Below are 10,095 nucleotides of genomic sequence, written 5' to 3' on the forward strand. Positions count from 1 at the left end.
CGAGGACTGACCATGACTTCGCTGCAACATCCCGGCCTGTTCCGCCAGCAGGCCTATGTCGACGGCCAGTGGCGCGACGCGGACGACGGCGCCACGCTCGCCGTGAACAATCCCTCGACGCTCGAATGCATCGCGAACGTGCCGAACATGGGCGCGAGCGAAACGCGCGCGGCGATCGACGCCGCACAACGCGCCCTGCCCGGCTGGCGCGCCACGACCGCGAAGGAGCGCGCGCGCCTCTTGCGCAACTGGTTCGAGCTTGTCATGGCGAATCAGGAAACGCTCGCTGAGCTGATGACGCGCGAGCAAGGCAAACCGCTCGCGGAAGCGCGCGGCGAAATCGCCTACGCGGCCTCGTTCATCGAATGGTTCGCGGAGCAGGCCAAGCGCATCGACGGCGACGTGATCCCGAGCCCGAACCCGGACCAGCGCCTCGTCGTGACGAAGGAGCCGATCGGCGTGTGCGCCGCCATCACGCCGTGGAATTTCCCGGCCGCGATGATCACGCGCAAGGCCGCGCCGGCGCTTGCCGCCGGCTGCACGATGGTCGTCAAGCCCGCCAACGAAACGCCGCTGTCGGCGTTCGCGCTCGCGGCGCTCGCCGAACAGGCGGGCATTCCGGCCGGCGTGCTCAACATCGTCACCGGCAAGTCGCGCGAAATCGGCCTGGAGATGACGTCCAGCCCGCTCGTGAAAAAGCTCAGCTTCACGGGCTCGACCGAAGTGGGCCGCCTGCTCATGCGCCAATGCTCGGACACGGTCAAGAAGGTCTCGCTCGAACTGGGCGGCAACGCGCCCTTCATCGTGTTCGACGATGCGGATCTGGACGCCGCCGTGGAAGGCGCGCTGCTCTCGAAGTATCGCAACGCGGGGCAAACCTGCGTCTGCGCGAACCGCTTCTATGTGCACGACTCGCTTTACGACGCATTCTGCGAGCGCTTCGCGGCGCGCGTGGCGGCGTTCAAGGTGGACGACGGCTTCGCGGACGGCGTGAACATCGGCCCGCTCATCACGGCAGCGGCGCGCGACAAGGTCGAAGGACTCGTGCGCGACGCCGTGGCGCAAGGCGCGCGCGTGGTGACCGGCGGCGCGCCGCACGCGCGCGGCGGCAACTTCTACGCGCCCACCGTGCTCGCCGACGCGAAACCCGGCATGGCCGTGCTCAGCGAAGAAATCTTCGGACCGGTCGCGCCGATCGTGCGATTTTCGAGCGACGCCGAAGTCGTGCAACTTGCCAACGACTCGATCTATGGACTTGCGGCGTACTTCTACAGCCGCGACATCGGCCGCATCTGGCGCGTGGCCGAGCAGCTGGAGTACGGCATCGTCGGCATCAACACGGGGCTGATCTCCAACGAAGTCGCGCCGTTCGGCGGCGTCAAGCAGTCGGGCATCGGTCGCGAAGGCTCGAAGTACGGCATCGAAGACTATCTGTCGATCAAGTATCTCTGCATGGGTGGCGTGACCCGCTAAGGCTCGCGGCATCCCCGACGCGGATGCGGCGCCCACCGCATCCGCTATTTATCCGAATTCCGAATCCAGAAACACCATGAACGCCCGCGAATCGATCACTGTCGACGTTGTCGCCGTCGAGCAACTCACTCCGCTCATCAAGCGCTTTACGCTCGCGCTGCCCGACGGCGCGCCGCTGCCTGCCTTCAGCGGGGGCGCCCACGTGCTGGTCTCGATGCAGGATGGCGACCAGTGGTATCACAATGCGTACTCGCTGCTTGGTTCGCCGCACGATACGCGGCAGTATCAGATCGCCGTGCGACGCGAAGAGGCCTCGCGTGGCGGCTCAGCCTTCATGCACGAGCGCGTGCAGGCGGGTACGCGGCTCGCTATCGGGACACCTGCGAATCTCTTTGAACTCGCGCGGGGCGCGAAGAAGCATGTGTTCATTGCGGGCGGGATCGGTATTACGCCGTTTCTTGCGCAATTGAATGAGCATACGGGCGGTGAGCTTGATCTCGAATTGCACTATGCGTTTCGTAGCCCCGAGCATGGCGCGTTTGTCGATGAGCTGAAGGCCGGGCCGCACGCGGGCAACGTGCATTGCTATGTCGATAGCGAAGGGCAACGGCTCGATCTGCTGAAGCTTTTCAAGCAGTTGGACGCCGATGCGCATGTTTACGTGTGCGGGCCGCAAGGTCTGAATGACGCCGTTTATGCCAACGCCGCGCTGCTCGGCTGGCCCAAGGCGCAGTTGCATTCGGAGCAGTTTGCCGCCACTGACACGGGGGGCAAGGCTTTTACCGTGGTGCTTGCGAAATCGGGCATTGAGCTTGAGGTCGGCGAGGATGAAACCATCCTCAAAGCCATCGAGCGCGCCGGTGTGACCGTCGAGTCGCTGTGCCGTGAAGGCGTGTGCGGGACGTGCGAAGTGGCGATTCTTGAAGGCGAGGCTGACCATCGCGATCAGTATCTCGACGATGATGAGAAGGCCGCGCAGAAGACCATTCTTTTGTGTGTGTCGCGGGCAAGAACAGCCAGGCTGGTGATCGATCTTTGAGGTGTGGTTCTTGGGGGGTTGGCATTTCCTTGTTTTCGTGTCGGTATGCCAGCGTTGCCCCTGTGCGGGGCGGCACTTACTTTCTTTGCGGCGGCAAAGAAAGTAAGCAAAGAAAGCCGCTCACACCGCCAATGTGACGCCGTTCACCACTAACCTTGCAGCGGAGTGGTGACTGGGCATTGCTCGCTTGTCGCGCCTTAAATCGGAGTGACAAAGGACTCATTCATCCCGCTGCTCGCTACGCGCGCAGCGGTCGGGTCTGCCTGGGACACCCACGGTGAAACACCCGACGGTTTGCTGGTTATGCCCCACGGGGCGCGCAGCGCCCCCGGATGGGCGGGCGTCTCCACTCTGTTATACGGCGCGTGGTGCGAGCGCTGCCCAGTCACCACTCCGATGGTGGGCGAGTGGTGAACGGCGTCACACTGGCGGTTTGAGCGGCTTTCTTTTGCCTACTTTTCTTTGCCGCGGCAAAGAAAAGTAGGTGCCGCCCCGCACAGGGGCAACGCTGGCATACCGACAAGAAAACAAGGAAACGCCAAAACCCAAAAAAACCAAAAAAACACAAAACCCACCCCCACCCTGCGACACCACAGCGCCCCCCCAAAACGACACAGCCCCCGATCCGCTAAACTAACGCCTCCAACGAGGAGCAACGGGCGAGCCTCAAGCCGCGCGCACAATCCTGAAACAGCGGCGCCCAGCCGCCAAATCGCGATACGTCATAGAGGGAAATGGATGTCCGAGGATACGTTCGCGTTCCGTCTCAAGGTGCTGCTCGAGCACAAGAAGCTGAGCCTTCAGCAAGTCGCCGACGCCGTCGGCATATCACGCCCGGCCGTGCACAAATGGACGCGCGGCGGTGAGATCGACTATTCGAACCTGCGCCGCCTCGCGGCCTTCCTCGACGTGAACTGGGTCTGGCTGCGCTACGGCGACGAAGCCGTGCGGGACCTCGGACTAGCAGGCACGACCGAGCTGCCCATGACCGACCTGCGCCGGCGCTATACCGCCGAGATCATGTCGAACGAAGCGCGCATGAAGCACGCCCAGGAAGCGGCCGGCATCGTGACGTGGGAATGGAATCTGGTCACCGACGAACTGATCTATTCGAGCAACTGCGAAAAGCTCTACGGCCGCGAAATCCATAGCAATGAAGAATTCTGGGAAATCCTGCATCCCGAGGACTCGATCTGGCTCAACGCCGATGCGTTGAAGGACATGGTCGCGAGCAAGGCGCCGCGCGTCTGGGACTTCCGCATCATCCTGCCCGACGGCGAGATCCGCTGGATCGAATCGCGCGTGGCGACGCTGCTCGACGATGCCAGCCGGCCAGTGCGCGTGGTGGGCACGACCATCGACATCAGCGCGCGCAAGGAGGCCGAATCCGCGCTGCTGCGCCGCCTGCAACTGCTCAACGACGCCGCGCGCATCGCGGGCGTGGGCGCCTGGCGCTGGCTGCGCGCGCAAGACGAGCTGATCGTGTCGGACGAATGGTGCCGGCTATTCGGCGTCGATCCCGCGAAGGCGCCGCGTCACTACATCGAACTCTCGCAGCATATTCATCCCGATGATCGCGCCGCCCGCGAGGCCGCGGTGAATGACGCGCTGGCGCGGCGCGCCGATTATCGGGTGCTGTATCGCGCGTCGCTGCCCGACGACACGTGGCGGCTCGTGGTGGAGCAAGGCCACGCGCGCGTGGCGCCGCATGGCGAAGACGTGTGGCTCACCGCGCTGTGCCGCGCGGCGCAGCCTGCCGACATGCAAGCCGGCGCGCAACCGGCGCAGGACGGCGCGGCCTGAAGACCACCTGGCCGACTGCTCCAGCAAGCCGCAACGATTATTCGAAGAAATAGGCGAAAACCGGCTGCCAGAAATTTCAATTGGCGTAAATGAAATATCCGAGGAATGACATACATCGTTTCATTCTTCGCCCGGATTAACTCGAACCATGGCGTCGACAGCCGCTGCCACAACCGGGTCCAGTTGCGGCCAGCGATCGGGCGGCGCCGCGGCGGCCTCGCGCGCTCGCGGTTGACGTACCGCCGCGGCGCCTGCCGCCTCGGCCGTCGCTTCGCCATAGCGATAGACCAGCGTACGGCGCGGCGCGACCACCTCGGACACATGAACGATGCCCGCATCCAGCCACATCCGCAGGATCGCGCGCACGCTGCGCACGTCGACCTGCGCACGCAGCGCCAGTTCCGAAGTCGTGCCGCTCACACCATCGCGCATCGCCTCGATCAGGCGCTGCGCCAACTCCCCTTTCTCACGCATCTCCCACTCCGCGGTCATGCCTGCAAAGGGTCAACGCTAACCCGAGTGGGCGCAGGGTCATCCTGAAAAAGGGGCGGCTTCATCCCTCACCGTTGCTGACAAGGGACACACATACGACTACGGCGGGAAACGCGGCTACCAGGCCGCGTTTCCCGCCGTTCAGAAGTTCGTCAAATGATTGACGAGCGTGATCCCGCGCTTAAAGCTGCGCCGCCACCGCCTGCCCCACGTCCCCCGTCTTCGCCGTGCCGCCCATATCCGGCGTGCGCGGGCCTTCCACGAGCACCTTTTCGATGGCCTGCATGATCGCGTCGTGCGCCGCCTTGAACTGCGCGTCGCCGTTGCCGAGGAAGTCGAGCATCATCGCGCCCGACCAGATCATCGCGATCGGGTTGGCAATCGCCTTGCCGAAGATATCGGGCGCCGATCCATGCACCGGCTCGAACAGCGACGGGAAATTGCGCTCCGGGTTCAGATTCGCCGATGCCGCCAGACCGATCGTGCCCGTGCACGCCGGGCCGAGGTCGGAAAGAATATCGCCGAAGAGGTTCGACGCCACCACGACGTCGAAGCGATCCGGCTGCAGCACGAAGCGCGCGCACAGGATATCGATGTGCTGCTTGTCCCACTTCACGTCCGGGTACGCTTGCGCCATCGCGGCCACGCGTTCGTCCCAATACGGCATGCTGATGGAAATGCCGTTCGACTTGGTCGCCGCCGTGAGTTTTTTGCGGCCGCGCTGGTTCGCGAGTTCGAACGCGTACTTGAGAATGCGGTCCACGCCCTGGCGCGTGAACACCGATTCCTGCAGCACGAATTCGCGATCCGTGCCCTCGAACATCTTGCCGCCCACCGAACTGTATTCGCCTTCGGTATTCTCGCGCACCACGAAGAAGTCGATGTCGCCGGGTTTGCGGTTGGCGAGCGGGCACGGCACGCCGGGCAAGAGACGCACCGGGCGCAGATTCACGTACTGGTCGAATTCGCGGCGGAACTTGAGCAGCGACCCCCACAGCGAAATATGATCGGGCACCTTGTCGGGCCAGCCGACCGCGCCGAAGTAGATCGCGTCGAAGCCCTTGAGCGTGGCGAACCAGTCGTCGGGCATCATCTTGCCGTGCTCGAGGTAGTAATCGCAGCTTGCCCAGTCGAAATGCGTGAATTCGATCGACAGGCCGAATTTCGCGGCCGCCGCCTCCACGACGCGCACGCCCTCGGGCATCACTTCCTGGCCGATGCCGTCGCCTGCGATCGCCGCGATGCGGTAGGTCTTGCTCATGTCTCGTTCTCCGTTGCTCGTTGCGGCGCGCCCCGATTGGCGCGCTTCGATAACTGCAAGCATGCCTCAGGTGGCGCTGGAACATTAGCCCGCGAGGCGTGGAGACATTAAACACGATTCGTGAACAAAGCGGCGCAGCCGATTGGCGAAGACGCGCCAAAGGTGCGCCCAATCCGCTCAGCGTCCACTTCAGTAGCGCCCGCGTGGCCGCCATGCCATGGCACATTTTCACAACGCTACGCGCGGCTCGCAGTTGACGCTAAGCGTGAGCGGCCCTACCCTTGCGCGCTGATGGTTCCCCGGGAGGGGATCAGAAAATCCCTGCAACTCATATCCACCATGGAAGCCCCCCATTTGGCGTATTGGGCTTACGCCACTCAGCCCGGCGTCAAACAGCCACGCGACCTCCACTCTGCGCCCACTTCAAGGCGAACCATTGAAATTTTCGTTTGCGCCCAAAATGGCCGCCACAGCACCACAGCACTAATCCCGGTGTCCCAAGCACGGATCAACGAAGGAAGGTGAGCAATCAGGAAAACGCGAAAGCGCCGACGAACCGATCTATAATGCGACCGTTGCGGATTGCCCCTACCAAGACTCCGCAATGCTTGCACGGCTAGAATAATTCACAAACAGACGTAAAGCGTAATGTCGAGGAACAGCATGCCCAGTAAAAACTGGAGACGGCAAATCAGTGCGGTGCGCGCAGTGCTGGTGACCATGTTAGTCGCATCCCCCTGTGCTTCGTTCGGCAGTATCGTTGAACAAAACCTGCAATACAGCATGCGCGACGCGACCGGCAATCGTCCTGGTAACGACTGCGAACGCTTGACCGCTTCGGCCGTTGAGTGGGGCAAGGAAGGGCTGTCGATCAACGCTACAAAGCTGGCGCTGTCTTTGGTCGCAGACACCGCAGCAAGTCATTTCACTCCTCGTCAAATTGGTGTACGCGCTAATCCTTGCCGGCTAGAGAGCGGTCCGACAGCCAATTGAGAGTCCCGGGTGGCCACTATCAAGTGGCCTCTGAACGCATGGCCGCCATGCGAATCGAGATCGCTGACTTGATGCCAACAACGGTAGCCTGCGTCGCTGTATATCCATCATCGAACAGCCGTTGCCGGGCCTAGTGTGGCACGTTCCGTTCGAACGAACTGGCGTAGCCGGCCGCATCGAGCAGTAGTCGTGAACCGCCCCGGAAATCGTGGAGGCTGGTTGGTTTAAGTTGATGCGGGTTCAAGTTGCCGATAGCAGTTTGGCCTCAGCTTCGGCGGACGGGAGATAGCCGAGGGATTCCATCAACCGATGATGACCGAACCAGGCCACCCACTCCAGCGTTGCCAGTTCAATGTACTCCCCCACTTTCTGTATGCCGCCATGCCCCCGCCTTGGCGTAAAGCATCGCTGAATTCCAGGTGATTTTGGACAACTTTGGCGCCAATTGAGAGTGTACCGACCCTGCTGAAAGGCCCGTCGATATTGGCTTTGGTGGAATAGGGTTGAGTTTGATATCATCCCGCCCTGTTGAGATGGTTCCCCGGGAGGGGATCAAAAGGGAACGCAGGCAAGGCGCACGCGCCTTCAATCTGCGGCTGCCCCCGCAACTGTGAACGGCGAGTCCGCGCCACACGCGCCACTGGGAACCTGCACGGGTCACCGGGAAGGCCGGCACGGACGACGACCCGCGAGCCAGGAGACCTGCCATCGACCGAGGTCCAAGCAGCCGCAACGGGCGGGGTGTCCCGATGCGCCAGGCGCCGCCCGTGCGCGGCCGCCCGTTGCAAGGACAGCCCGACCTCAGGAACCGTTTCATGTCCACCGAGTTTCCCTTAGCCGCCACGCGAAGCGGCCTGCGCCATCGCGCCGCCAGCACGTATCTGGCTTTCGTCGTCTCTGGCATTGCAGCCTGTGCCTGGCAAAGCGCGCACGCCGACGACACCACGCTGCCCAACATCCTCGTGACCGGCGACACGCAGCATCTGCCGCAGTCGTTCGACGGCCGTTACGCGAGCACCCAGGTGCTCACGCGCACGGACCTCGACCGCCTCTCGCCCGCCGACCCGAGCATCACCCAGGCGCTCGCGACGCTGCCGGGCGTGACGGTCGTGCAAAACGGCGGCCCCGGCTCGCTCGCGACGGTGAGCATTCGCGGCTCGTCGGCCAGCCAGGTGGCCGTGTTCATCGACGGCATCCGTATCGGCTCCGCGACGACTGGCACCGCTGAATGGGCCGACCTGCCGACCTCGGCATTCGATCGCGTCGAAGTGATCTCGGGGCCAGCCGCGGCGTCGTTCGGCGCCGATGCAATGGGCGGCGTGATCCAGCTCTTCACGCGCCACGCCTCGAACCTGCCGAACCAGACCACGGTGTCGTTCGGCGGCGGCTCGAACAAGACCTTCGACACGCAGTTGCGCACCTCGGGCACCGTGCCCTCGACGGGGCCGCTCGCGGCGCTGGGCGGCCTGACCTACTCGCTGGGCCTGCACGACTACAACACGGCGGGCATCGACGCCACGCAGCCCGGCGCCTATGGCCACGAGGACGGCCGCAATCCGTATCACGCGCAGGATCTGGATGCGCGCCTGGGTTACGCGCGCGACAACTGGTCGATTTCGACCTTCATGCTCTACCACCGTTCCGACCTGTCCTATGACAACCTGGGCGGCGCGGACCGCCAACTCGACCATCAACTCACGACAGGCCTCGCGTTCCACCTCGATATCACGCCGGACACGCAGTTCGATCAATCGATAGGCTACGCGAACGATCGCCAGTTTATCTACGCGAACGATCCTGCTGTCGCGACCGATCAAATCGATTCGACGCGGCTGAGTACGTCGACATCGATCACGCATCAAGAAGCAGGGCATACGTTATTTGGCCTGCCTCTTTCCGGCGAAACAAAGCTGGCTTATGACTTCACGCGCGAGCAGGCGTATTTGCCTGTCGATATCCCGAGCGGCCTGCCGGCGCGCTACGACTCCGCCGCGTCGCTGCACCAGGCGGCGACGCTTGGAGACGTGACGCTATTTCTCGCGGGGCGTCATGAAGTCGTGCAGGGGAAGTCTGTGAATACCGGCAACGCGGCGCTCTCGTGGGCGATTACGCCGGTGTACACGGCGCGTGTGTCGTATGGCAATGCGTTCCGTCTGCCGACGTTTAACGACCTCTATTATCCTGGCTATTCGAATCCGGATCTATTGCCGGAGCGTAGCGATACGGTCGAGGCTGCGCTCGATGCCAATACCGTTTTGGGTACTTTCACGGCGGCTGTTTACGACACGCGTGTGCACGATCTGATCACTTATGATTCGCAGACTTTTTTGCCCGTGAACGTGGTGCGCGCGCATATTCAGGGCATCGATCTTTCGTATAAGGGGATGCTTGGGAAGGCTACGCCTGTGAGTCTCGCGGTGGGATTTTTGAATCCGCAGGACGAGACGGATCAGACGTGGTTGAATCGCCGCCCACGACAAACCGCGAGTCTGAGCATCGATCACACTTGGGATGAGTTTCATCTGCATGCGTTGAGTACGGGTGCTTCGCTGTTATATAACGGCTCGACGTTTGATGATCAGCTCAATTCGGTTTATTTGCCTTCGTTCCTTACGGTGAGTCTGCGTGCGTCGTATCAGGTTAATGCTCATCTGGTGCTTTCTGCTTCGATTGCCAATCTTTTCAATCGGCAGTATGTGACGGCTTATGGGTATAACTCGCTCGGGCGGACTGCGTTTGGGAAGGTGAGTTATACGTTCTGATCTGGTGCTTGTGGTTTTTTGTCGTTGTTCTTGGGGGTTGGCATTTCCTTGTGATCGTGTCGGTATGCCAGTGTTGCCCCTGTGCGGGGCGGCACTTACTTTCTTTGCGGCGGCAAAGAAAGTAAGCAAAGAAAGCCGCTCACACCGCCAATGTGACGCAGTTCACCACTCGCCCACCAGCGGAGTGGTGACTGGGCATTGCTCGCTTGTCGCGCCTTAAATCGGAGTGACAAAGGACTCATTCATCCCGCTGCTCGCTACGCGCGCAGCGG

At 62.4% G+C, this 10,095-nt stretch carries 7 protein-coding genes, 1 pseudogene and 1 riboswitch; of the genes and pseudogenes, 5 read left to right on the forward strand and 3 right to left on the reverse strand.

Going from position 1 to position 10,095, the window contains the following annotated elements:
* Positions 1 to 12 precede the first annotated feature (12 nt).
* From B0G62_RS17245 to B0G62_RS17255, 3 genes are all read left to right on the forward strand, one after another.
* The gene (locus B0G62_RS17245; RefSeq protein WP_103705417.1) at positions 13 to 1,473 is read left to right on the forward strand and encodes an NAD-dependent succinate-semialdehyde dehydrogenase; all 1,461 of its coding nucleotides are present in this window, start codon (positions 13 to 15) and stop codon (positions 1,471 to 1,473) included.
* 76 nt (positions 1,474 to 1,549) lie between these two features.
* The gene (locus tag B0G62_RS17250) at positions 1,550 to 2,512 is read left to right on the forward strand and encodes a PDR/VanB family oxidoreductase (RefSeq protein ID WP_103705418.1); all 963 of its coding nucleotides are present in this window, start codon (positions 1,550 to 1,552) and stop codon (positions 2,510 to 2,512) included.
* A 738-nt stretch (positions 2,513 to 3,250) separates the two neighbouring features.
* Complete coding sequence (locus B0G62_RS17255) at positions 3,251 to 4,315, forward strand: helix-turn-helix domain-containing protein (RefSeq protein WP_103705419.1); 1,065 nt, start codon at positions 3,251 to 3,253, stop codon at positions 4,313 to 4,315.
* 120 nt (positions 4,316 to 4,435) lie between these two features.
* Here B0G62_RS17255 and B0G62_RS17260 read toward each other — a convergent pair whose 3' ends face one another.
* Together B0G62_RS17260 and B0G62_RS17265 are read right to left on the reverse strand one after the other, a co-directional pair.
* Complete coding sequence (locus B0G62_RS17260) at positions 4,436 to 4,789, reverse strand: hypothetical protein (protein ID WP_146055316.1); 354 nt, start codon at positions 4,787 to 4,789, stop codon at positions 4,436 to 4,438.
* A gap of 199 nt (positions 4,790 to 4,988) precedes the next feature.
* On the reverse strand, positions 4,989 to 6,068 hold the full coding sequence (locus B0G62_RS17265) for a tartrate dehydrogenase (protein ID WP_103705421.1): 1,080 nt from the start codon (positions 6,066 to 6,068) through the stop codon (positions 4,989 to 4,991).
* Positions 6,069 to 6,731: 663 nt separating this feature from the next.
* On the opposite strand from B0G62_RS17265, the gene B0G62_RS31330 reads away from it, so the two are divergent.
* Positions 6,732 to 7,061: a hypothetical protein gene (locus B0G62_RS31330; protein ID WP_146055317.1), complete on the forward strand. Its 330-nt coding sequence runs from the start codon at positions 6,732 to 6,734 to the stop codon at positions 7,059 to 7,061.
* Positions 7,062 to 7,285: 224 nt separating this feature from the next.
* Here the strand turns inward: B0G62_RS31330 and B0G62_RS32735 are convergent.
* Positions 7,286 to 7,430, reverse strand: a pseudogene (locus tag B0G62_RS32735) (IS3 family transposase); the annotation flags it as partial.
* Between the two features lie 148 nt (positions 7,431 to 7,578).
* Positions 7,579 to 7,785, forward strand: a riboswitch (cobalamin riboswitch).
* Between the two features lie 91 nt (positions 7,786 to 7,876).
* Between B0G62_RS32735 and B0G62_RS17270 the strand changes: the two are divergent.
* A complete protein-coding gene (locus tag B0G62_RS17270; RefSeq protein ID WP_103705422.1) occupies positions 7,877 to 9,823 on the forward strand; it encodes a TonB-dependent receptor domain-containing protein in 1,947 nt (648 codons plus the stop codon).
* Positions 9,824 to 10,095 lie beyond the last annotated feature (272 nt).

The organism is Paraburkholderia eburnea, assembly GCF_002917095.1.
GTDB lineage: Bacteria > Pseudomonadota > Gammaproteobacteria > Burkholderiales > Burkholderiaceae > Paraburkholderia > Paraburkholderia eburnea.

What these genes read in the sequence shown, in the direction of transcription:
- B0G62_RS17260 (WP_146055316.1), bottom strand. Translation starts at nt 4,789, where the DNA reads ATGCGTGAGAAAGGGGAGTTGGCGCAGCGCCTGATCGAGGCGATGCGC.
- B0G62_RS31330 (WP_146055317.1), top strand. Translation starts at nt 6,732, where the DNA reads ATGCCCAGTAAAAACTGGAGACGGCAAATCAGTGCGGTGCGCGCAGTG.
- B0G62_RS17270 (WP_103705422.1), top strand. Translation starts at nt 7,877, where the DNA reads ATGTCCACCGAGTTTCCCTTAGCCGCCACGCGAAGCGGCCTGCGCCAT.
- B0G62_RS17250 (WP_103705418.1), top strand. Translation starts at nt 1,550, where the DNA reads ATGAACGCCCGCGAATCGATCACTGTCGACGTTGTCGCCGTCGAGCAA.
- B0G62_RS17255 (WP_103705419.1), top strand. Translation starts at nt 3,251, where the DNA reads ATGTCCGAGGATACGTTCGCGTTCCGTCTCAAGGTGCTGCTCGAGCAC.
- B0G62_RS17245 (WP_103705417.1), top strand. Translation starts at nt 13, where the DNA reads ATGACTTCGCTGCAACATCCCGGCCTGTTCCGCCAGCAGGCCTATGTC.
- B0G62_RS17265 (WP_103705421.1), bottom strand. Translation starts at nt 6,068, where the DNA reads ATGAGCAAGACCTACCGCATCGCGGCGATCGCAGGCGACGGCATCGGC.